The organism is Acinetobacter sp. YH12041, from assembly GCF_013419975.1.
Classification (GTDB): domain Bacteria; phylum Pseudomonadota; class Gammaproteobacteria; order Pseudomonadales; family Moraxellaceae; genus Acinetobacter.
In genome coordinates this window covers 471,180-493,296 of the sequence record NZ_VOZC01000001.1, presented here as the reverse complement: position 1 = coordinate 493,296, position 22,117 = coordinate 471,180, and the positions used below count along the sequence as shown (strand labels likewise).

24 protein-coding genes are annotated in these 22,117 nt (G+C 43.5%); 2 read left to right on the top strand and 22 right to left on the bottom strand.

The window, feature by feature from the left end; translation table 11 throughout:
- Positions 1–24: 24 nt before the first annotated feature.
- The 10 genes from FTU00_RS02310 to mazG form a co-directional block, all read right to left on the bottom strand.
- On the bottom strand, positions 25–1,293 hold the full coding sequence (locus FTU00_RS02310; protein WP_180178994.1) for a sensor histidine kinase KdpD: 1,269 nt from the start codon (positions 1,291–1,293) through the stop codon (positions 25–27).
- Between the two features lie 648 nt (positions 1,294–1,941).
- Positions 1,942–2,475: a ribosome biogenesis factor YjgA gene (gene yjgA / locus FTU00_RS02305; RefSeq protein ID WP_005232100.1), complete on the bottom strand. Its 534-nt coding sequence runs from the start codon at positions 2,473–2,475 to the stop codon at positions 1,942–1,944.
- A gap of 2 nt (positions 2,476–2,477) precedes the next feature.
- Positions 2,478–2,747, bottom strand: coding sequence for an HPr family phosphocarrier protein (locus FTU00_RS02300; protein ID WP_180025134.1), 270 nt, complete (start codon positions 2,745–2,747; stop codon positions 2,478–2,480).
- On the bottom strand, positions 2,744–3,595 hold the full coding sequence (gene rapZ / locus FTU00_RS02295; RefSeq protein WP_180178993.1) for an RNase adapter RapZ: 852 nt from the start codon (positions 3,593–3,595) through the stop codon (positions 2,744–2,746). The genes FTU00_RS02300 and rapZ overlap by 4 nt, the downstream gene beginning before the upstream one ends.
- Positions 3,596–3,613: 18 nt before the next feature.
- Positions 3,614–4,462: a pantoate--beta-alanine ligase gene (gene panC / locus FTU00_RS02290; RefSeq protein WP_034703490.1), complete on the bottom strand. Its 849-nt coding sequence runs from the start codon at positions 4,460–4,462 to the stop codon at positions 3,614–3,616.
- 1 nt (position 4,463) lies between these two features.
- Positions 4,464–5,273, bottom strand: a complete 810-nt coding sequence (gene panB, locus FTU00_RS02285; protein WP_004782128.1) for a 3-methyl-2-oxobutanoate hydroxymethyltransferase — start codon at positions 5,271–5,273, stop codon at positions 4,464–4,466.
- Positions 5,274–5,325: 52 nt separating this feature from the next.
- Positions 5,326–5,811: a 2-amino-4-hydroxy-6-hydroxymethyldihydropteridine diphosphokinase gene (gene folK / locus FTU00_RS02280; protein ID WP_179992366.1), complete on the bottom strand. Its 486-nt coding sequence runs from the start codon at positions 5,809–5,811 to the stop codon at positions 5,326–5,328.
- A complete protein-coding gene (gene pcnB / locus FTU00_RS02275) occupies positions 5,808–7,283 on the bottom strand; it encodes a polynucleotide adenylyltransferase PcnB (protein ID WP_180178992.1) in 1,476 nt (491 codons plus the stop codon). Before pcnB ends, folK begins: the two co-directional genes overlap by 4 nt.
- A gap of 136 nt (positions 7,284–7,419) precedes the next feature.
- A complete protein-coding gene (locus FTU00_RS02270) occupies positions 7,420–7,848 on the bottom strand; it encodes a ComEA family DNA-binding protein (protein WP_180178991.1) in 429 nt (142 codons plus the stop codon).
- Positions 7,808–8,620, bottom strand: a complete 813-nt coding sequence (mazG, locus tag FTU00_RS02265; RefSeq protein ID WP_180178990.1) for a nucleoside triphosphate pyrophosphohydrolase — start codon at positions 8,618–8,620, stop codon at positions 7,808–7,810. The genes FTU00_RS02270 and mazG overlap by 41 nt, the downstream gene beginning before the upstream one ends.
- Positions 8,621–8,709: 89 nt before the next feature.
- Between mazG and FTU00_RS02260 the strand changes: the two genes are divergently transcribed.
- Complete coding sequence (locus tag FTU00_RS02260; protein WP_180178989.1) at positions 8,710–9,480, top strand: SDR family oxidoreductase; 771 nt, start codon at positions 8,710–8,712, stop codon at positions 9,478–9,480.
- Between the two features lie 25 nt (positions 9,481–9,505).
- Here FTU00_RS02260 and FTU00_RS02255 read toward each other — a convergent pair whose 3' ends face one another.
- A complete protein-coding gene (locus FTU00_RS02255; protein WP_373686153.1) occupies positions 9,506–10,126 on the bottom strand; it encodes a 4'-phosphopantetheinyl transferase superfamily protein in 621 nt (206 codons plus the stop codon).
- Positions 10,127–10,388: 262 nt separating this feature from the next.
- On the opposite strand from FTU00_RS02255, the gene FTU00_RS02250 reads away from it, so the two are divergent.
- A complete protein-coding gene (locus FTU00_RS02250) occupies positions 10,389–10,958 on the top strand; it encodes a hypothetical protein (RefSeq protein ID WP_159124108.1) in 570 nt (189 codons plus the stop codon).
- Positions 10,959–11,014: 56 nt separating this feature from the next.
- Here the strand turns inward: FTU00_RS02250 and der are convergent, their stop codons facing one another.
- The 11 genes from der to FTU00_RS02195 all read right to left on the bottom strand — a co-directional run bounded on the left by der (position 11,015) and on the right by FTU00_RS02195 (position 21,252).
- Entirely contained in the window at positions 11,015–12,427 is a 1,413-nt protein-coding gene (gene der, locus FTU00_RS02245) for a ribosome biogenesis GTPase Der (protein ID WP_004782108.1), read from the bottom strand.
- 176 nt (positions 12,428–12,603) lie between these two features.
- On the bottom strand, positions 12,604–13,752 hold the full coding sequence (gene bamB, locus FTU00_RS02240; RefSeq protein ID WP_180002361.1) for an outer membrane protein assembly factor BamB: 1,149 nt from the start codon (positions 13,750–13,752) through the stop codon (positions 12,604–12,606).
- Positions 13,749–14,447 (bottom strand): tetratricopeptide repeat protein, encoded by a 699-nt coding sequence (locus tag FTU00_RS02235; protein ID WP_005232125.1) that lies wholly within the window; start codon positions 14,445–14,447, stop codon positions 13,749–13,751. The genes bamB and FTU00_RS02235 overlap by 4 nt, the downstream gene beginning before the upstream one ends.
- A 30-nt stretch (positions 14,448–14,477) precedes the next feature.
- Complete coding sequence (gene hisS, locus FTU00_RS02230) at positions 14,478–15,773, bottom strand: histidine--tRNA ligase (protein WP_179992373.1); 1,296 nt, start codon at positions 15,771–15,773, stop codon at positions 14,478–14,480.
- A gap of 3 nt (positions 15,774–15,776) precedes the next feature.
- Positions 15,777–16,898, bottom strand: a complete 1,122-nt coding sequence (ispG, locus tag FTU00_RS02225; RefSeq protein WP_004782104.1) for a flavodoxin-dependent (E)-4-hydroxy-3-methylbut-2-enyl-diphosphate synthase — start codon at positions 16,896–16,898, stop codon at positions 15,777–15,779.
- A 23-nt stretch (positions 16,899–16,921) separates the two neighbouring features.
- The gene (locus FTU00_RS02220; protein ID WP_180178987.1) at positions 16,922–17,707 is read right to left on the bottom strand and encodes a helix-turn-helix domain-containing protein; all 786 of its coding nucleotides are present in this window, start codon (positions 17,705–17,707) and stop codon (positions 16,922–16,924) included.
- The gene (gene pilW, locus FTU00_RS02215) at positions 17,698–18,471 is read right to left on the bottom strand and encodes a type IV pilus biogenesis/stability protein PilW (RefSeq protein ID WP_373686152.1); all 774 of its coding nucleotides are present in this window, start codon (positions 18,469–18,471) and stop codon (positions 17,698–17,700) included. The genes FTU00_RS02220 and pilW overlap by 10 nt, the downstream gene beginning before the upstream one ends.
- A gap of 41 nt (positions 18,472–18,512) precedes the next feature.
- Positions 18,513–19,748, bottom strand: a complete 1,236-nt coding sequence (rlmN, locus tag FTU00_RS02210; protein ID WP_180178985.1) for a 23S rRNA (adenine(2503)-C(2))-methyltransferase RlmN — start codon at positions 19,746–19,748, stop codon at positions 18,513–18,515.
- A gap of 121 nt (positions 19,749–19,869) precedes the next feature.
- Complete coding sequence (gene ndk, locus FTU00_RS02205) at positions 19,870–20,301, bottom strand: nucleoside-diphosphate kinase (protein WP_004782097.1); 432 nt, start codon at positions 20,299–20,301, stop codon at positions 19,870–19,872.
- Between the two features lie 110 nt (positions 20,302–20,411).
- Entirely contained in the window at positions 20,412–20,612 is a 201-nt protein-coding gene (gene iscX, locus FTU00_RS02200) for a Fe-S cluster assembly protein IscX (protein ID WP_005232138.1), read from the bottom strand.
- A gap of 88 nt (positions 20,613–20,700) precedes the next feature.
- Positions 20,701–21,252 (bottom strand): phosphatase PAP2 family protein, encoded by a 552-nt coding sequence (locus tag FTU00_RS02195; protein ID WP_004782094.1) that lies wholly within the window; start codon positions 21,250–21,252, stop codon positions 20,701–20,703.
- Between the last annotated feature and the right edge of the window lie 865 nt (positions 21,253–22,117).

Genomic DNA, 22,117 nt, shown 5'->3' with positions numbered 1-22,117 from the left:
GGTTTTAATAGAAATTTATGATTTTCAGGACTTTTCAGTATGCAGGTCTTCAAGTACCAATGCCTGATGATCATTGGTCACTTTAGGTAAATGCACAGTAAAGGTGGTTCCAGCGCCTTCTTTAGAATCTACGACAATCTGTCCATGGTTCAGGTCTACAAAACGCTTACACAGTACCAGACCCAGACCTGCGCCTTTCTCATTGTCTGTGCCTTTTAAGCTCACTGTGAGATTAGGTCTAAACAGATTTTCCATTTGCTCTTCAGTCATACCGAGACCAGTATCCTGAACAGTAATCTTGACTTGCTCACCTTCCATTTCAGCAGCCAGAATCACCTGGCCACCCTGATCAACTGGAGTAAATTTCAGCGCATTCGATACCAGGTTCTGCAAGACCGAAGTAATCATGTTGATATCAGCATGCACCTTGATATCTTCAGGAACCTGGTCAATCAGCTCAATATTCTTTTTCAACGCCAGACTTTTCAGTACATCACAGACAATTTTAGTAGACTGTTTTAATTCATAGTTAATCGGATGATAAACGAAACGTCCACCCTCGGCCATCGCCCAGGTCAACAGGCTTTCTAACAAGTTATACGTCGATTGAGCCGTATCATATAAATAATCAGAAATACTCTGGATACTGGATTCATCCAGAGTGTCACGTTCCTGTGCCAGCACTTCCGAGAAGCCTAACAAGCCATGGAAAGGTGCACGCAGGTCATGAGCAATAATTTGGAAGAATTTGGTTTTACTGAAGTTTTGTGCACATTGCTGTTCGTATAACTCTTTCAGTTGAGTATGCTCTTCATTCAGTTTGACTCGCTTGACTAAAGATTCAGCAAATTGCTGGACGATAATAATAGCTTCCTGATCAAATACTTCAGTCTGATCGTCAAAGAAAACCACCTGCCCCAAAGACTGTCCTTGGGCTGGTTTCAAATTGAATGCTACGAGCCGCTGATGGACTACGCCAAGGCTGTTCACATGATCTGATAGTTCTACATATGCAGGATGATTTTGATCGATCACATCCATTTCTTGTAGATATTTAGGGATGTCCACATTCTGTGGTACGTGCAAACCGCGAAAACCGAGCGGACAGCTGTACCAGATATAGGGTTCCATATGGAATCCGATGATACAGGTCTTAACGCCGAGTACTTTACGGGCGACCTTACAGAAGGTGTCTAATAAATTGTCAGAGGTATAGACACCTAAAATGAGAGATATACGGCACGAGCTTAACTGCTCCGTATTCTGACCGATCTCTAGCAGTTTTAGTTCCATGTCTGCCTCTCTGGATGTTATGGAATATAGAATAAAAATTACAACCGACTAAATTAATACAATCAATAACAAAGATTCTATATTTACTCAACGTTAAAATCTCATTTATCGACCAAAGGATTTGTTAACTTATTTCTCTAAAGATACATTGATAGCTTCAATACCTTGATATTTAAATATTAAGAATTACTTGAGAAAATATTCCTCTTATAAAAAATTACATATAATTATTTGAAATTCCTGAATTCATTTCAAATTGTTTCAATATCATCTGAGTTCTGAAATCTGAGGAAGATAAAAACAGCTCATTTTTCTTCTGATCTTTAGGTAAATAAAAGCTTTTGAATTTTCAAATATATAGAAAATACTTATTGTCACCTTCTGAAAAAATAGATCGCTAATAATATTAATTTGCCCTAAATTTATTTCTATTTTTTAAATATTCTTAATAATCATAAAATATTGAGTGATTTAAATAGTTTATTTATGCACTAAAACCAATTTTTTACGTAATCAAAAATATTAAAAGTTTACATTTTTTTACAGTTAACAATGACTTATAGGAACATTCTTGAATTTTCATGGAAAATAAAAATTAATTAGAGTGAATAAAAAAGCGACAAAATGTCGCTTTTTTATTCATTATAATCAGTTATCTGAAATCAGGGCAACTTGCTGCACATAGTTAAACAGCTTTTGCTTTGAGGCTGCCACTTCTTCTTCCGGTGCCTGATTTTTTAGATCACGATGCACACGTAAATAATGCTGACGTAAGGTATGACGCTCTGTCGCATTATAGGTTTTGGTAAATTCATTAATTGCAGGATCACCATCTTTCACGATACGGTCAACCCAACGCTGCAATTGTGCTGTCTTTTTCAAACCCTGTTTCGGAGTCAGATAAGACAGAATCACGGTTTCATTTTCATTACGAAGTAATTTACCAATACGTGAAAATTGACGACGGCGTGCTTCATGTGAACTGATTTGCTGGACATCCAGCAAAGCTTCAATCAGACGTTCTTCAACGGGTAAATTTTTAATTTGTTTCGCACTCAGTTCTGCCAACTGTGCGCCTAAAGCAGCCATACGCTGAACTGCTTTTTTCTGTTCGGTTTTACTTGCGCGTCCCTCTAAAGATTCAAAGTCTTCTTCAGTTAAACTGCTCGGTCGACGTGCCACGATTAATCTGCCTCATAAAATTTTGCCGCAAACAGTGCCTGAATTTCAGATAAGGCCTTTTCCTCATCTGCACCTTCAATCACCAAGCGTAAAGTTGTTCCTTTGCCCGCACCAAGCATCAGCAAGGACATAATATTTTTGGCATCAACCAATTTGTCCGATTTGCCAATCTGGATATTGGAACGAAATTTGGTGGTAACTTCAATGAGTTTACCTGATGCACGCGCATGTAAACCTAGTTTATTAATTACGTCAACAGTCGTATCAATCATGACCGGTGCTTCATTTCTCGGTGGAGGACTTGAATAGACCATTTTGCCTCAAGCGCTTTTTTTAGTCTATCCACAATATAAACAGAACGATGCTGGCCGCCAGTACAACCAATTGAGATGGTCATATAATGACGATGACCCTCAGCAAAGGTCGGCAGCCATTTGTCTAAAAAGTGATAAATATCCTGGAACATGTCTTCGACCTGATCACTTTTTTCCAGGAATTCCTGTACCGGCTGATCAAGGCCTGAATATTTACGCAGTTCCAGTTCCCAATGCGGATTCGGCAAATGACGGACATCAAAAACATAGTCAGCATCTAAAGGAATGCCATGCTTATAGCCAAAAGATTGCAGAATCACAATCAGGTTATCGGTCTGCCCCAGCTTGTACAGCAAGGTATGTTTTAGATCATGCACGCTTTTATCGGTGGTATCGATATGCACTGTAGAGCGGAGCTGGATTGGCATCAGCAGGACTTTTTCTTCCTGAATACACTGATGCAGGCTCTTGAAACGGGCAGCCAAAGGATGCGGACGGCGTGACGCACTAAAACGGGCAATCAGCTCCTGATCCTGCGTGGTCAGATAGATGACATCCACCGTACCATGCTGTTGCAGCTGTTCAAACACATGGTCGAATTCCTGCAAATCTGCACGGGTACTACGTACATCCACCCCAAGCGCCAACTGTTCCAGATTATTTTCACAGTCCAGCTTCGCCACAATTTCAGGAAGTAAGGCCAAAGGCAGATTATCAATACAGTAATAACCCAAGTCTTCAAGTACCTGCAATGCAGAAGATTTACCTGAGCCAGATTGTCCTGTCACAATTAAAATGCGCTTCATGCCTTACGATCCTTTTACTTATCCAGCTGCGTATTTGATCTGCAGATTATCAATCAGACGAGTTTTTCCTAATTTCGCCGCGATCAGAATCACGACATCCTGATTAAATTCATCAATTTTCTGCAATTCCGGTGTACGGACTTCTATATAGTCCACTACCAGACCTGCATCTGTCAAAGTTTGACGGATACCTGCCAGTGCTTCCTCCAAAGTTTTACCTGCATGTAACTGCTGCTCAGCAGTTTTCAGACTCTGGAAAATGACTGGTGCTGTTGCACGTTCCTGCTCGCTTAGATAGCCATTACGCGAACTAAGTGCCAGACCATCTTCAGCACGAGCAATCGGCACACCAATCACTTCCAGTGGAATATTCAGGTCTTGAACAAACTGACGAATCACAGCCAGTTGCTGATAATCTTTCTGACCAAAGAAAGCATAGTTAGGCTGAACAATATTAAATAATTTGGTCACCACGACCGCTACACCATCAAAATGACCTGGACGCTGTAAGCCACATAGATCATTGGTGATACCAGATACACTGATATTGGTCAGACGTGGCTTGTTACCATACATCTGCTCTACAGTTGGGGCAAAGACAATGTCACAACCTACATCTGCCAGTAACTGCTGGTCCTGTTCCAATGTACGTGGATAATTATCAAAATCTTCATTTGGTCCGAACTGGATCGGATTAACAAAAATACTCACAACAACGACATCACACAGTTTACGCGCCTCACGCACCAGATTCAGGTGACCCTGATGCAGGTTGCCCATGGTCGGGACAAAACCAATAATTTTACGCGCAGAACGTGCAGGATTGAGCGAAGCAGATAATCCTTGGATGGTTGTTTCTGTTTTCATGTTACAACTCGACTTGGAATGTTTGTTCAGGTGCTGGGAATGAACCATCTAAAACAGCCGCATGATAGGCTTTAAATGCATCCAGAATTGCAGTCGCACCAGACTGTTCTTTCATAAAGTTACGTACAAATTTCGCGGTATGGCCAAAGGTTAGACCAAGCATGTCTTGAACGACCAATACCTGGCCATCAGTGGCTGCCCCTGCTCCAATACCAATCACTGGAATATGTGGGAAAAGTTCAGTAATTTCCTGACCCAATTGTGCAGGCACGCATTCCAGCAACAGCACTGCTGCACCGGCTTCAACCACTGCCTTACAGTCAGCAATCAGTTGATCGGCCGCTTCACGGGTACGGGCCTGTAGCTTATAGCCACCAAAGACATGCACCGACTGCGGTGTGAGACCCAAGTGAACACAGACTGGGATCCCGTTACGGGTTAGAACCTGAACGGTTTCCGCCAACCAGGCACCACCTTCCATCTTGACCATTTGTGCACCGGCCTGCATCACCGTTTTTGAGCTTTGTAATGCATCATTCAGAGTGGCATAACTCATAAATGGCAGATCAGTCATAATCAGTGCATGCTGATTGCCACGGCGTACCGCTGCGGTATGGTAAGCCATATCTTCTACAGTCACAGGCAAGGTTGAATCACGACCTTGAATCGACATACCCAAAGAGTCGCCTATCAGAATACTGTCAACTTCAGCAATTTCCATGGCTTTGGCCATACTGGCGTCATAGCAAGTCAGGCAAGAAAATTTGCGTCCTTCCGCTTTATATCGTCTTAAATCACTGAGACTGATCATGAAGATGTTCCTCTATTATTGAAGTTCTCTCGAACATGCCAATAATTAAAAATTAAATATTTGCCCAATTCGTGCGGTCAAAAACCGTTAAGGTTGATTGCTTGACGATGTCCAGGTCTTTTAATGTGTTTCCATTCAGCTGCAAGTTGGCATCAATATCCAGTAATGGCACCAATACAAAGTCACGTTCCAGCACGCCCACATGCGGTACGGTTAACCGTTCATTTTGAATCTGTTCATCACCATAAATAAGCAGATCCAGATCCAAGGTACGTTCACCCCAATGGCGTAGACGTACACGCCCAGCCTCCTGTTCGAAGGCTTGCAAACGATCCAGCAGATCCAGCGGTGCCAGATCCGTAATTAACTGTACGACAGCATTAAAATAATTCGGCTGATCTTGTGGCCCCATAGGTGGGCTTTGGTACAAGTGTGAGGTTTTTACCTGCCCCAAACTTGCCAGCTTTTGCACGGCTTCAGCCAGAATCTGACGTGAATCGCCCAGGTTACTTCCTAAACCGATATAGGTCACTGTCATTGTGTGGGCCCAAAAATAACCTGGCTTAAATCACGCTGCACCCGTTTACGCTTGGTAATTGGATGGTCTGCACCAATGTCGCCGCTGGCACTGGCCGCCACATGAGAAATCGGTTTGCTACGCTCATTCTCAAATTTGGCTTTACGCGCACGACGGCTACGTGGTTCCGGCTCATTCACCAGAGGTTCAATCTCGGTTGCTACATCTTGTGCAGCCAGGCGCTGTTCCAAGTGTTCTTCCTGAGAAGCCTTACGACGGCTCTTGGCACGCTGACGATTATATTGAGCAATGGCACGCTCTTTTTCATCGCTGCCCATTTGCTGATAAGCTTCCCACCAGCTTCCCATACCCTGTGCAGTTTCATCGCCTGATTTTTCACGCAGCAACAAAAAGTCAAAGCCGGCACGGAAACGTGCATGACCTGATAATGCTTCAATTTGCTGTGGTTTTGGATTGAGCAAGCGGGTTTGCATTTCCCAGACTTCACGAATGAAAGTTTCCGCAAAGCGTGGAATCACAGTACGGGTAGCCTGACGTTTCAGTACATCCAGTCCTGCCTGTGCACGTGCTTCTGCAGGCACGGCCCCTTTAGACAGATAAAAATCACAGCGCTCTAGGAACGGTTGCCACAACAATACCGCATAGAAGAAAGCCGGATTGATGGTCTTGCCAATCGAAATACGCTGATCGGTATTTTTCGCTGCCAGTTCAATAAATGCAGTAATGTTTGGCTTGATATCGGCAAACAGCTGACGCCAGATGCCAAAATCGATCAGCATTGGCAACACACGATTCAGATGTCCCATAGTGAACAGCTTTTGCGATTCATCATAGAGACGGTGCGGAGACACATCACGTAGAAGCTGGGTCATTTCCGGAGTGAAAATATCCAGAATGGCTTCATCAATACTGAAATTGAGTTTGGCTGCAAAACGTAAAGTTCGCAGCATCCGGACTGGATCCTCCTCAAATCTTAGAGTCGGATCACCCAGTAAACGCAGCGTTTTGTGTTTAATATCATCTACTGCATTACAAAAATCCAGCACGATACCTTTGCGTGGCTGGTAATACATGGCATTGATCGAAAAATCTCGACGAGCAAAATCCTGCTCAATGGTGCCCCAGTTATTATCGCGCAGAATCATCCCTGCTGCAGAGGTCACCGCTTTTTTAGGAGGCGCACGGAAAGTTGCCACTTCAACCAGTTCACGGCCCGAATAGACATGCGCCAGCTCGAAACGTCGTCCGATAATCCGACAACGCCGTCCGAACACTTCTTTAACCTGAGCTGGTGTAGCATTGGTCACTGCATCGAAATCTTTGGGATTTAAACCCAGCATCAGATCCCGGACACCACCACCTACGATATAAGCTTCATAGCCTGCCTTGGTTAAGGCATCAATCACATCGAGAATATAAGAAGGTAATTGAGCGGTTGATAAACCACATTTTGACGCGCGCAAAGTTTGCAAAAGACGCTGTCTCCTACGTCTGAACGTAAAATTCTAAGATGACGCTAATCATATCGCTTACACCGCTAAAGGGCAATTTGATTATGTCATTCTCATGGTTCAGATGGATGGCTTATTTACAATAAATTCAGCAGGGTTACAAAGCCAGTTTATCCTTGTTTTTGGCAAATAAGGCCGGCCCGATGCCTTTGACCTGTTGAATATCTTCAATTGTTTTAAATTTACCGTTTTTCTGCCGGTATTCAATAATCGCTTCCGCTTTCTTCTGCCCGATGCCATTTAACTGCTGTAACTGCTCGATACTGGCCTGATTCAGACTGATTTTATCAGTAGCTGAAGAGGCGGATAATGCAGGTTTAGCCAGATAATGATTGTTTTCAGAAACGGGGGTAGCAGCAGCAATTTTCTTCTTCAGGCGTGCATCATGCTGCTGCTGACGTACTTTCCATTCTGCATAATCGGTTGCAGTTGCATGTACTGTTTCAATTGAAGTATAGGCCAGCCAAATGCCTAGCAGGACAGTATTAATCCATGCTGGACCTATGCGATGTTGTACTTTGTTCATGAGCGGCTCTTCGTTTTAATTCTAATTTGGCCTGTTCCCAGAGCTGATCCAATTCAGCCAATGACAGGCTTTCCAGGTTGAGTTGCTGTTGTTCTGCCCGATCTTCCATCAGGGCAAAGCGGGTCCGGAATTTATGGATCGTGCCCAATAATGCCATCTCGCTTGAGACACCAAGTTTACGACCAACATTCACCAGTGAAAATAAGCAGTCTCCAAATTCTTCGAGTATTTCATCGGAATTTTGTCCAGCAACGGCTTCTTTGAGTTCAGCCAGTTCTTCTTCCAGCTTGCCATAGGCACCCGCGACATCTGGAAAATCAAAGCCGATTTTGGCGACATTTTTCTGGATCTCATCCGCCTGTTGCAGTGCAGGTGCATGCTTGATCTCATCCAAACGTGAACGTGGTTTACCTTGTTTCTCTTTCTGCTTGATTTCTTTCCAGAGTACCGAGACATCTTCAGGGCTCAGCTGTGCAAACTGTTCAGCCTGAAACACATGCGGATGACGACGGATCAGTTTATCGGTAATCGCCTGCACCACATCCTGAAAATCAAAAGCGCCCTGCTCGCTATACATTTGTGACTGAAATACGACCTGTAAGAGCAAATCACCCAGTTCATCCCGCACTTCATTGGTTTGGCCAGAACGCACCGCTGCTTCAACTTCATAGGCTTCCTCAATCGCATATTTGGTCAGAGATTCGGGAGTCTGCTGCTGATCCCATGGACATTTTTCACGTAACTCACGCATGACTTGGAGTAATTGTTCCACTGTAAAACCTCTTCTTTACCAAATAGCCGCATTATTTTGCCTGTTTCTTGCTATGCTCAAGAAAAAAAGACAATAAGGAGATCAAGCACATGCACAGTATATTGATTAGTGGTGCAGCACAAGGAATTGGTGCCGCGACAGCCAGGCTATTTTACCAGCAAAGTTATAAAGTCGGAATTTATGATATTAATCTTGAACAGGCAGAACAATTGGCCCAGCAACTCGGTGAACATGCCAAAGCCGGCTTTCTGGATGTAACCGATTATGCGTCATGGGAGACTGCTCTATCTGAATTCGCATCTTGGGCCGGTGAAATCAATATTCTGGTAAATAATGCCGGGATTTTATATTCCGGTCCTTTTGAAGAAACCAATATTACCGATCACCATCGCACCCTTGACGTGAATATCAAAGGCGTCCTGAATGGCTGTCATGCTGCTTTGCCCTACTTAAAGCAGGCTTCCTTTGCCCGGGTCATTAACCTGTCTTCAGCCTCAGCGATTTATGGCCAAGCGGATTTGGCTTCCTATGCAACCACCAAATTTGCGGTTCGTGGTTTGACTGAAGGACTAGATATCGAATGGCAAAAATATGGCATTCGGGTATTCGATGTGATGCCGCTTTTTGTTAGCACTGCAATGGTGAAAGATATGCAGGCTGAAAGTATCAAAAAAATGGGCGTGCATTTAAAAGCTGAGGATGTTGCACAAGATATTTTCAAATTGGCACAGCTAAAAGATTCGATCTGGCAAGTGACGCATCATCCAGTCGGATTCAAGAGCAAATTTTTATTTCACTTATCTCGAATGAGTCCGCAGTTCGTTAATCGCCTGAGTAATTTAATGATTGCCAAACAATAAGAAATATTTTGGGTTTACTTCACTTTCAAAAAGCTTGATGAATCTGAATCGTTGGAAATCTTAGACCTTTACAGGAATGCTCACTTTGCCAGGCCACAGTGAGCATGCAGCCCGCTAAGATATAGTTTTGATAGGCATAAATTCCAATTTTTGGATGTTCACAACGTCCCCCATCCTGATGTGAATGGATTTGGGTATTCAGCTCATTCAGGTTTATCCGGATTCCGAGTCCTGAGGCTTTTAGGACCGCCTCTTTAGTGGTCCAGACTTTAAACCAGTATTCAGGATTATAATTTAATGCCTGCCACTGTTTCAGCTCTTCAGGATGAAAAGCGTGTTGGGCTAAGCCTTCAAAACGTACATTTCGATTAAGTTCTTCGATATCAATTCCCAAATTCTGAATATTTTTGCTTGTTGCTAATGCATAAAAATTCTGGCTATGCGTATGATTAAAGCCAAAGTCAGGATGGGCTGAAAGATAAGGTTTGCCGTATTCGGTTGTAGTAAAGTCCTGCTGGTCAATAACACAACCTAAATGTGCAGCTAGCAACTGATTACGATAGTTATAAATTAATTGTTTACGCTGCTGAATATAGGTTTTCCGATCTAAGTCTTGTAAATGTCTAAGTCGTGGTGCCAGCGCGATCCAATCAATATGAATAATAGACTTCAAAAATAGTCGCCCTTATAAAAAATGTTACTTTTAGGGCCTTCAGTATAAATCAACCTGATTGCCTCTCTGACAAACTATAGGTAATATCTTAAAATATATTTTAATAAAACTTAAATAAAACAATAAAATATACTGTAAATCAAAATAAATAATTGAGCTTTCAAACTATTTTTAATCGAATAAAAAATAGTTACAATCCAACCACAATTTTATACATAGAAAAACAGAGGGTCATATGTTTAAGCGAATCATATTCAGTACGACAATTGCTGCACTATCATTTTCAACACAAGCTGGCTCCTGGCTAGAAGCTGCTACTGCAGTTATGGGAGCTAGAAACGGTGCAATCATGGATCAAGCTGAAGCAAATATGGAGCGTAGCCGCGCACAGGCGAATGCTGCTGTTGCACGTGCAGATCGTGCTTATGCTTCTAATTATAATAATGCTTCAAATCAAAATAACGGTGTCTACTCAACAACATACTTAAAAGGTTTAGATTGTACAGATTTGGCAGTAGAAGCGCGCAGCTTTGAACGCACCTTAGAAGCAAGTCAAAATGCACTAAACCAAGCGAATGCTCAAGCCAATAATCCTGTTTCTAAATTAGCAGGTATTGCAAGTGGTGCGCTATCTGCTTTTGCAGGTCAATCACAAACAGTTGCGCGCGCAACTGAAATTACCAATGCTTTTACTGGCAATAATAATCAAAATAATATTGCCGCGTCTCAAGCCGATGCTGACGTAGCTTTAGCTAATCTTGAAAATATCCGTATTTATCAAAAAGCAAAAAAATGCTCAATCTAAAAAATGAATAAATAAAAAAGCCTGCTTTCGCAGGCTTTTTTATTTAACTATGGCAATTAACCACGTTTAAATTTTTTCTCGGCTTTCTTGAATTTCTGTACATAACGACGGCGACGCGCAGCAGTACGTTCATCCAGCTGTGACTTGCGACCTTCAAATGGGTTTTCTGAGGTTTTAAATTCAATTTTTACTGGTGTACCTTCAAGTTTGTAAACTTTACGGAATACGTTTTCCAGGTAACGGCGATAATCTGCAGGTGTCTTATCTACCTTATTACCATGAACCACGATAGTCGGTGGATTCTGTCCGCCCATATGCGCATAACGCATCTTGATGCGACGACCTTGTACAGTAGGTGGTTGGTGCGCTTCAGTGGCATCATTTAGAATCTGGGTTAGCTTCGCTGGTGATACTTTCAGATGTGAAGAATCATAAGCACGGTGAATCGATGGATACATCTCACCCACACCTGTACCATGTAGCGCAGAAATCAGGTGGATTTTCGCCCAAGGAATAAAGTCAAAACGACGCTCTACATCGAGCTTACATTGTTTACGATCATATTCGGACATGTTGTCCCATTTATTGATCGCAATCACCATGGCACGGCCAGCTTCCAATGCATAACCGATCAGGTGCAAATCCTGCTCTACAATGCCTTCACGGGCATCCACCACGATCACCACTACGTGCGCATCTTTCATCGCCTGCAAGGTTTTCACGATTGAGAATTTCTCAATCATTTCATCAACCTTACCTTTACGGCGTACCCCAGCGGTATCAATCAGGGTGTATTGACGACCATCACGCTCAAAAGGAATATAAATTGAGTCACGCGTTGTACCTGGCTGGTCAAAAGCCACAACACGCTCTTCACCCAATAAACGGTTTACCAGTGTCGATTTACCTACGTTTGGACGACCAATAATTGCAAGACGTAGACCAGTATTCTTGTCATGCTCTTCCGGGCTTTCATCTTCAGGCACATCTTCAAGTACTTCTTCCAGCATTTGCTGTACGCCACGGCCATGGCTAGCAGCCACTTGCATAGGCTCGCCCATACCGAGCTTATAAAACTCAACCAGAGCAGCTTCAGCATGCACACCATCAACTTTGTTAGCTACAAGAAAAACTTTCTTGCCCAAAGTACGCAGTTCACGAGCGATCTGTTCATCAGATGCCAGTAGTCCGGCACGTGCATCGACCACAAAAATGATCATGTCGGCTTCATGGATCGCAGTTTTAGACTGCTCAGCCATGTAGGAGTCAATACCGCCTTCATTTTCACCGATACCACCAGTATCCACGACAATGAAAGATTTGTTTTGATAGATCGCATCACCATATTTACGGTCGCGTGTCAGACCAGCAAAGTCTGCCACCAATGCGTCACGGCTCTTGGTTATCTGGTTAAACAGAGTTGATTTTCCGACGTTCGGACGACCAATGAGCGCAATTACGGGTTTCATAGATTAACCTTTATTCAATATCAGGCTGTCTAAAAATGGCCTGAACATCAGAAAGTTTTGGAAGAAAAAGGGAATAGGATTAAAGCCTAAAATAAATAAAAACACGGGGCATTGAACATTCAATCACCCCGCGTAAAAAATACGGTTGGCTTATTTTAGCATAAGCCAAACAAAAATTAACGATTCTGCCAGATGCTTAATGCACCCTTGCGAGTCGAAACATAGAGCTGGTTGTCAATTACACGTAAATGACGCACTTCACCAGAAGTTTTAGCACGGCCAATAATCTGCCCTGTTGATGGATCCAGCAGGTGCAATACTCCGTCCAGATCACCTACGACAAGCTCAGTTCCGAGCATTACCGGATTGCTCAGCTGACGATTCAACAACTGATCATTTTCCCATAAAGGCTGACCAGTGGTAATTTCATAAGCACTGATTTTACCATCAGTTTGGGCAACGAAGACGCCATTGCCCACCACTTCCGGACGCTGGATACTGCTGGCATCTTCGCTCCAGATCACCTGTTGTGAAGCCAGATCAAATACAGTCACCTGACCTTGATAGCTGGTGGTCACAATAAACTGACCTGCTACGACAGGATCACCGTCAATATCGATCAAACGCTGAATGTCCGAACGACCATCCGAGATTGCAACACGGCGCTGCAATTTAGGCACACCACTTAAGGCATCGATTGCATAAATATAAGCATTTGAAGTCGCAATCAATACATTACGCGCATCTAAAGGCACCGGAGCCGCCATGCCACGCAGGCTAAACTGGACATTCGGTAAATCATAGGTCCAGACCTGAGCGCCTGAGGCCACTTCGTGAGCATATACAGTACCGTCATTAGTGACAGTAATTACGCGACCTGCATGAATCAAAGAAGGCGCCAAGATGGCACCAGTCAATTGTGCAGTCCAGCGTTGTTCGCCAGTCTGCTGATCCAGTGCGATCAGTTGGCCTTTGTTGCTGCCAACCACCACGATCCCATCAGCGGCTTCAACGCCAGAGCTTAACGTATCTTTGCTGACTTTTTTCTGCCACAGGCGCTGCTTGCCATTAAAAGCAGTGACTTCACCTTTAGGGTCGATCGCAAATACGACTCCGTTATCCGCATCCAGACGTAAACGTAGCGGATCAGCCTTCTCTGTTGAAGAAACACTGGTCGAAAATACAGGAACAAGTGTTTTAGTCTGACTGATTTTTGGAAGTGGATTCGGTTTTACTTCTGGTACTTTATTGGTCTTACCCGCACAGCCAGCGAGTGCAAGAGTTAAAACAGTTAAAGCACAGGTGATTTTATATGTTCTGTTCATTCAGCTTCTTCCACTTGTGTTTCTATAATTGGGCGTTCGATTTCCGGGTCATCGACCAACACGCCTACGCTTTCGAGCTTAATTTGTAAAATTTGACGTTCTTCTTTACGTTCAATCAAAGCATCCCATGCACTTTGATATACTTTTTTGGCATTTTCAATATCATTTTTGGCAACATAGATATCGCCACGTGCTTCATCGGCGGTTGCTTTAAATGCAGGTTCAGTCACTGCATCCAAAGTTTTCAGGGCTGCATCATATTTTTTCTGTGCTAATTGTGCATAAGCCAGACGCAATTTAACGACCTGAACCAAGCCTTTATCATCAACTTTAGAGTTTTCAACTTTTTGTAATGCTTTCTCAGCGGCAGCGTAATCCTGCTTGTCATAAGCCAGTTTCGCCATGACCAACTGGGTTTGAATCGCTTGAGCTGAATCTGGCGCTTCTTTGACAATCTTGTCTGCAGTTTCAGATAGCTTGGCAAAAGCATCACCATCTGCAGCCTGTGCTTCATCCATCAGTTGCTGAACCTTGGCAGTCTGCATTTGCGATTCCGCCAGGTTTTTCTTCTGCCAATATTCCCATCCGAAAAAGGCAATCAGCGCAACCAGAATCCCGATAATGATCGAAGAACCATACTTCTTCGTGAAGGATTTTAAACTTTCAAGTTGTTCATCATCAGTCATTGCGCTCATGCGATTACCTTTTTCCTAATGTTTTATCGATTATTTTGAAGAAATTTTAGTACTGAAAAATGCGACAAAGTCTGCAAATGGCACAGTAGATTGCTCTGCAGTCGCCAGCTCTTTCACCGTAAAGCTTTGTGCTTCAAGTTCACGCTCACCGATAATGGCCGCATATAAAGCACCGGCTTGATCGGCTTTTTTCATTTGCGACTTCATTGAACCTTGTGAGCCGACTTTCAGACGAATATTACTGCCTGCAGCTTCCAATTGATCACGAATCTGTTCGGCCAATACCAGTGCTTTACCTTGAGAAGCAGGATCGGCAACCAGGAATACTTCGCAATCACGTACTGGCGTATTATCTTCAACCTGTTCCAGTAGAAGCAATAAACGCTCCATCCCCATCGCGAAACCAACTGCAGGCACAGATTGATCCGCTTTGCCTTTCAATTGACCGACTAAGCCATCATAACGACCACCGGCACACACAGTACCTTGTGAACCTAAATGAGTCGTAGTCCATTCAAATACGGTTTTGTTGTAGTAGTCCAGACCACGTACCAGTTTCTGATTGATGACAAAGCTGATACCGGCATCTGACAAATACTGTTGCAACTGGTTAAAGTGTGCCAGTGTTTCTTCACCCATAAAGTCATGAAGTTTTGGCGCATTTTCTAGGATACTTTGAGTTTTGGCATCTTTCGAATCCAAAATACGCAGTGGATTAGTCGTCAGACGGCGCTGAGAATCTTCATCCAGATCCGCTTTATGCGCTTGCAGGAACTCTACCAGTGCCGCACGATACGCTGCACGTTCATCAGACTCGCCCAATGTATTCAGTTCGAGTTGAACTTTGTCAGCAACGCCCATACGTTTCCAAAGACGTGCTGTCATCAGGATCAGTTCTGCATCTTGATCAGGCGTTGCCACACCAAATGTTTCCACGCCAAACTGGTGGAACTGACGATAACGGCCTTTTTGCGGTTTTTCATAACGGAACATCGGTCCGATATACCAGACTTTCGGGGTCGCACCACGAAGCAGGTTATGTTCCAGCATCGCACGTACACAGCCCGCTGTTCCTTCAGGACGTAAAGTCAGAGACTCAGGCGGATTACCTTTGTCTAGGAAGGTGTACATTTCTTTTTCAACGATATCTGTGGCATCACCAATCGAACGTTTAAACAGATTAGTCTGTTCAACTATCGGCAAACGGATCTGTTGATAGCCATAGGCATCCATCAGACCTGACAGATGCTGTTCAAGACGTCTCCAAGCTGGGGTTTGCGTTGGGAGAATGTCATTAAAACCTTTGATTGCGACGATTGAACTCATGATCTACTCAGAAAAACTTGTGCGAATAATTTCTTTTGATTTGGCTTCTTCAAGCTCGGAAACACGTTGACGAACCATTGATTCGATTTCATCAACCAGTTGATTGGTATCGATTAAATGGCTCTTTTCACCATTACGATACACCAGTGAGCGCGGACTTGCACCTACTACACCGATATCGGCTTCTTTGGCTTCGCCCGGACCATTCACTTTACAGCCAATTACAGACACATCCATCGGAACACGGACATCTTCCAAACGTTCTTCAAGGGTCTGCATCACTTTAATCACGTTAAATTCCTGACGTGAACAGCTTGGGCAGGCAATGAAATTAATTCCGTTAGAACGAAGACCCAGCGATTTCAGGATATCAAAACCAATCTTGATTTCTTCTTCAGGCTCAGCTGCCAGAGAAATACGCATGGTATCGCCAATGCCTTCCATCAGTAGACCACCAAGAGCAATCGCTGATTTCACTGAACCGGTACGATACACACCTGCCTCAGTCACACCCAAGTGCAATGGATTATCAATCTGTTTAGATAGCAGACGATAGGCATCCATCGTCAAAAACACGTTTGATGCTTTGACCGATACTTTAAATTCATGGAAATTCAGACGATCCAGAATGTCGATATGACGCATCGCAGATTCCAGCAATGCTTCACCTGTTGGCTCGCCATATTTCTTTTGAATATCTTTTTCCAGTGAACCGGCATTCACGCCAATACGCATGGAAATGTCGTTATGACGTGCAGCCGCCACGACTTCACGAATCTTGGCTTCTGAACCGATATTACCCGGGTTAATACGCAAACAGTCTGCACCCAGATCAGCAACAGCCAGCGCAATCTTATAGTCGAAGTGAATATCTGCAACCAGTGGTACGTCGACTTGCTTACGGATTTCACCAAATGCAGCCGCTGCCTCCATACTTGGGACAGAGACACGCATGATATCCGCACCTGCATCTACACAACGCTGAATTTGTGCAACAGTTGCTGCGACATCGCAGGTTTCAGTATTGGTCATTGACTGAACAGTGATCGGTGCATCACCACCGACATAGACAGAACCGACACGGATTTTACGTGTTGGACGGCGCTGAATTGGATTTACGATCATGATTTCGCCCTATCTGCTCACCATTAACGTGATAAACGGAAATCTGCTTTTCCGTTAACCGTATAAGGTGACAATGCAATACTTTCATTATTTAAACTGAGTGATACTGCTGTCGCATCATCCAGCCGGATCTGGAATGGCGCTTCACCGCTCAGCTCTATAGTAGACGCTTGACGGCCAGTGGCCAGCACGTTACCGCCTGCATCTACAATATGCACAGAGGTTGGACGGCTAAAATCAAGCTTAAGCTGATCACCGGACATGGCAGCACCGGCATCCAGATTCAAAATCTCAACATCAGAAGAAGTGTCAGCAACTTCAGCATTATTTGAACTGCTTTCTGACCAGTTCTGGATCATGGCGACCAGTGCACCCAAGATCAGTACTACGACCAGCGCAATCAGACCGCGTTTTAACCATTTGCGGTTACGATCACGCTTTGATCCTGGCAATTTACCCATGATCTTGATTGGAGAATCTTTCAGAGCATGCGTTGCAACCATACCGGTATCATTGGCATAAATTTCATCAAAACGCTGAATCAGGCTAGAAGCATCGACACCGAGATATTTGGCATAGGTGCGGTAATAACCCTTAATAAAAGTCGCTTCAGGCAAGGATTTATAATCATCCTTTTCCAAGGCATTCAGGGTTTTTACCGGAATATTGAGTTCTCTGGCAACGTCTTCAAGCTCACGTTGCTGATTAATACGAATCTTGCGTAAGTACTCGCCTGGACGCTGAACATTTCCTAACGCGTTTGGAGCTACGCTCGAATTATTCGAATCTGAATTAGGATTTACTTCCATACGGCCTCAGTACTGTACTGTAATTGCAAATAACGTTGGTATTCCGGGCTTTCAGGGAACAATGCACGTAATTGATTCACCAATACCTGCATGCCTAACTGATCGCCACTGGCACGCGCAGTGCGAATGCCAATCCAGAGCGCACGGGCACTCTGGTTTTTCTGCCCCACGCCACGTACAAACTGTTCATACATTTGAGTCGCGGCCGGGAACTGCTGGTTCAGATAAAAAATTTCTGCCAACTCTAACATTGATATATACGAAGCGCGATTAGCCTGTAGTGCCTGTTTGAAGGCTTTTTCAGCATTCACCAGATCATCCTGTTTCAGGTAAATCCGCCCCATATTTTCAAGGGCACGAAATCGCTGGTCATAACCTAAAGTTGCGCCAGCAATTTCGAACTGCTCAATCGCATCTTTATAGCGCTCAAGCTGATATAAATAGGTGCCGTAGTTATTTCGTGCCTGGGCATTCTTTGGATCTGCCGAAATTGCACGCTTGAAATAACCTTCGGCTTTTTCAAGATTAGGTTTACTGCCTTCCTGCTGAAGCAGCACCCCCATCATCATATTGGCTTGCGAATCACGCGGATTAGTTTCCAGTGCCTGATCCAGCGCACGTTTGGCTGAATCCAGATCACCGTTTTTAAGATATTCAACCGCCAACTGAGTACGAACCTTGGTGGCTTTTTCCGGATCCTTCTGACCTAGATCTGGCGTTTGACACGCAGTTAAAACCAAAGACCCACATACTACTGAAACCAAAGCAAGTTTAGATGTCAGACTACTCAATTGGCGACCTCTTGTTATCCTTGTGAGCGCATAATCTCATTGGACTGCGCAATTTTCTTTTTCCACTGTTCCGCACGACGGGTACGGTCAGCAACTTGTCCTACCAGTTGTCCACACGCAGCGTCGATATCATCACCACGTGTCTGACGAATCGTACACACAAAACCGGCATCAGACAAAGTTTTTTGGAAAGAAATAATCCGGTTACGGCTTGAACGGCCATATGGCGCATGCGGGAACGGGTTAAATGGAATCAGGTTAATCTTGCTTGGCAGATCTTTGAGCAGCTTGATCATCTGCTGGGCATGTTCAGGTTTGTCATTTACGCCATCCAGCATTACGTATTCGATAGTCACGTGCTTACGCGCACTTTCATTACCATCTTTAGTGATGTAGCGCTGACAAGCGGCAATAAGCTGCTCTAGCGGATATTTTTTGTTGATTGGCACCAGTTCATTACGCAGCTCGTCATTGGTTGCGTGTAATGAAATCGCCAAAGCCACATCAATATCTTGCGCCAATTGGTCAATCTTCGGTACGACACCAGACGTTGAAAGCGTTACGCGGCGTTTAGACATGCCATAAGCAAAATCGTCCAGCATGATGCGCATAGAATTTAATACAGCGTCATAGTTCAGCAGTGGCTCGCCCATACCCATCATCACCACATTGGTCACTGAACGCTCACGCTCAGCCACAGGCACTTCTTCCATATAGGAGTAGTTGGCCATCCATAACTGACCAATGATTTCAGCTTGAGACAAGTCACGCTGGAAACCTTGCTTACCGGTTGAACAGAATGAACAGTCTAGGGCACAGCCCACTTGTGAAGAAATGCACAGGGTCTTACGTGAGCCGGTTTTGTCTTCTGCCGGAATCAACACGGTTTCAACCAGAGAACCGTCACCATCACCGACACGAAACACCCATTTACGCGTACCGTCTTTGGAATAGTTTTTATGCACCACTTCTGGCGATTTAATTTCACAAATCTTTTCCAGTTTTTCACGCAGCTTGCCCGAGATATTGGTCATCTCGGCAAAATCAGTCACGAAATACTGATGAATCCATTTCATCACCTGACCGGCACGGAACTTCTTCTCGCCCATATCTTCGAAGAATTTTTCCATTTGCGGACGTGACATGCCTAGTAAGTTCACTTTTTCCACAGAATTTTGCTGTGCAGGAGTGGACGGAGATTGTTGCTGTGCATCAGAAACTGCTGATGTAGCGACCACTTCAGTACTCATGTGTATACCTAAACCATGTCTAAAGATGAAAGGAGAAGCTCAATATCTGAGCAAAGAATTATTCAGAGAATAAAAAAACCAGATAAGTATAATAACACTTATCTGGTTTGAATACTGCGTATTAACGAGTACGTGGAGCAATCTCAGTTTGCGCGAAGAAGTAGTTAATTTCGCGGTCAGCAGATGCTACAGAGTCAGAACCGTGAGCAGCGTTTTCGTCGATGCTTACAGCGAAGTCTGCACGGATTGTACCAGGAGCAGCTTCTTTAGGGTTAGTCGCGCCAAGGATGTCACGGTGAGCAAGAACAGCGTTTTCGCCTTCAAGAACTGAAACAACAACTGGACCAGAAGTCATGAATGCAACTAGGTCACCGAAGAAACCACGTTCTTTGTGCTCAGCGTAGAAGCCTTCAGCTTCAGCTTGAGTCAGGTGTTTCATTTTAGTCGCAACGATTTTAAGACCTGCTTTTTCGAAACGAGCAAAGATGTCACCGATGTGGTTTTTAGCAACTGCGTCTGGTTTTACGATAGATAATGTACGTTCAATAGCCATGATTGGCTCCTTAAGTCAATTGTTGACATGAAAATTTGCCGCATTATACCGAATAATGGACTTTTTTCTGCCTTTAAACTGTAAAAAAATTGCTTTTTTCAAACTGGCAATTAACGTGCTTCGTCAATCCATGCCATTTGAATGGCTTCCAGAAGCCCTTCGGTTGATTTGGTTGGATCGTCTTCAAAATCAGGAAGTGCACATACCCAGGCATGCAGGTCGGTAAAGCGAACCCATTGCGGATCCACGTCTGGATGCGCTTCATACAATTCAATCGCGATATCGAGGGTATCTGTCCAACGTAAACCCATATCTATTCCTAAGCCTATTTACTGTGATGTAGTACTTTAGCAAATTTGCAAAATTCTGCGAGCCTTTGCCAGATCATCTCGTGATTTTTTACAACATGATATTAAAAAAAGGTGCCGTAAATACAATCATGGTGGCTACCAGTGCGCCTAATATGGCTCCTACCGCCACATCACTTGGATAATGCAAGCCTAAAACCATTCGAGAGATCGCAACTAGAATGGCAAATGGCAACATTAAAAACAGCAAGAAAGGCACGATATAACCCAGCACGATGGTCACCATCACTGCATGCAAGGTATGTCCCGAAGGAAAACTAAAATGATCCAGCGGATGCTCACAGAGCCGAATCACCTGATGCACCTGATAAGGACGTGGCCGTACTGTTTTGGTTTTTAGCAGTTTATAGATCAAGGTTCCGACCATACTACCAAACACCAGATAAACAATCTGCAAGGTATACATCAAACCCTGAATCAGCCAGACGGCAATCAGCATCAAATACCAGAATACGCCATTGCCCAACCGGCTAATGATCTTAAAAAAAGCTGCAATGCGTTCTGAATGTGAAAAATGATTAAGATAAATGCAGCCTTTTAAATCAATTTCTAAAAATTTTAATTTTGCATTCTGAAATTTCATTGTAGAGCTCTTATTGTTTTATGCCCTGTATTTCAGGTTTGGTACGACTGAAAAATAGAGCTTGTTCAAATTGACGCATAAGATAATCGCCATTCACCTTTTTAGTTTGTTAATGTCCGCATCCTTCTGTAATCGTTATAAATCGCTTAATTCAGACATCTAACAGATGAATTCTTGCCACTATCCCACCCTACTCAGCCAACCTGTCCGATCATGTTGCACCTGTAAATAGTACATCCATGATCATTAGCGATCACTGCTCTACCGCTGGCCATCGCCTCCTGCACTATATTTTTAACCTTTCAATCCGACCTATCCCTGAACTGTTAATAGATGATTTATGTGTACTGATATTTATTGAAATAAGTTTGGATCACCACATTCAATTCATTCTTTAGGAATAATTATCTAGCCTTTAACAAAACCTGAGAAGGATCGATTGTGCTTCGAGTATAATGCAGTTATAACACCCAAGACTTTGGTGAAAATGTATCTATGAGCCACTTTCTGCCTTGGTCTTAATCAAAATTTGGTTATTCCCAGGCATTTAAAAGTTAATGAGATATAACTATCCATACTTTTGATCAAGTATGAAATTAAGGTGTGACTGTTTTATGAATTGATTTATGGGAGCTTAGCATTTCTTACATTATCAAACTTGCTGATGCTTTATGTCTGTTCCATCTACCTTTTCAATTTCTTTACTATACTTATGCTCAACTAATAACCGATTAAATACCTGATCCATGCCAATGAATTCAACTTGTAAAATAGTTGCCATTTTTGAATATGATTTATTTTTTGAGATAACCTTTTATCTTCAAATCCCCAGTCAACCAACAAAGCTGCTCTAAGCAATAAAATT

Coding starts and splice junctions, on each gene's coding strand:
- FTU00_RS02310 (WP_180178994.1), bottom strand. CDS start 1,293: ATGGAACTAAAACTGCTAGAGATCGGTCAGAATACGGAGCAGTTAAGC.
- FTU00_RS02300 (WP_180025134.1), bottom strand. CDS start 2,747: ATGATTGATACGACTGTTGACGTAATTAATAAACTAGGTTTACATGCG.
- rapZ (WP_180178993.1), bottom strand. CDS start 3,595: ATGAAGCGCATTTTAATTGTGACAGGACAATCTGGCTCAGGTAAATCT.
- panC (WP_034703490.1), bottom strand. CDS start 4,462: ATGAAAACAGAAACAACCATCCAAGGATTATCTGCTTCGCTCAATCCT.
- panB (WP_004782128.1), bottom strand. CDS start 5,273: ATGATCAGTCTCAGTGATTTAAGACGATATAAAGCGGAAGGACGCAAA.
- folK (WP_179992366.1), bottom strand. CDS start 5,811: ATGACAGTGACCTATATCGGTTTAGGAAGTAACCTGGGCGATTCACGT.
- FTU00_RS02270 (WP_180178991.1), bottom strand. CDS start 7,848: ATGAACAAAGTACAACATCGCATAGGTCCAGCATGGATTAATACTGTC.
- FTU00_RS02260 (WP_180178989.1), top strand. CDS start 8,710: ATGCACAGTATATTGATTAGTGGTGCAGCACAAGGAATTGGTGCCGCG.
- FTU00_RS02250 (WP_159124108.1), top strand. CDS start 10,389: ATGTTTAAGCGAATCATATTCAGTACGACAATTGCTGCACTATCATTT.
- der (WP_004782108.1), bottom strand. CDS start 12,427: ATGAAACCCGTAATTGCGCTCATTGGTCGTCCGAACGTCGGAAAATCA.
- bamB (WP_180002361.1), bottom strand. CDS start 13,752: ATGAACAGAACATATAAAATCACCTGTGCTTTAACTGTTTTAACTCTT.
- FTU00_RS02235 (WP_005232125.1), bottom strand. CDS start 14,447: ATGAGCGCAATGACTGATGATGAACAACTTGAAAGTTTAAAATCCTTC.
- hisS (WP_179992373.1), bottom strand. CDS start 15,773: ATGAGTTCAATCGTCGCAATCAAAGGTTTTAATGACATTCTCCCAACG.
- ispG (WP_004782104.1), bottom strand. CDS start 16,898: ATGATCGTAAATCCAATTCAGCGCCGTCCAACACGTAAAATCCGTGTC.
- FTU00_RS02220 (WP_180178987.1), bottom strand. CDS start 17,707: ATGGAAGTAAATCCTAATTCAGATTCGAATAATTCGAGCGTAGCTCCA.
- rlmN (WP_180178985.1), bottom strand. CDS start 19,748: ATGAGTACTGAAGTGGTCGCTACATCAGCAGTTTCTGATGCACAGCAA.
- ndk (WP_004782097.1), bottom strand. CDS start 20,301: ATGGCTATTGAACGTACATTATCTATCGTAAAACCAGACGCAGTTGCT.
- iscX (WP_005232138.1), bottom strand. CDS start 20,612: ATGGGTTTACGTTGGACAGATACCCTCGATATCGCGATTGAATTGTAT.
- FTU00_RS02195 (WP_004782094.1), bottom strand. CDS start 21,252: ATGAAATTTCAGAATGCAAAATTAAAATTTTTAGAAATTGATTTAAAA.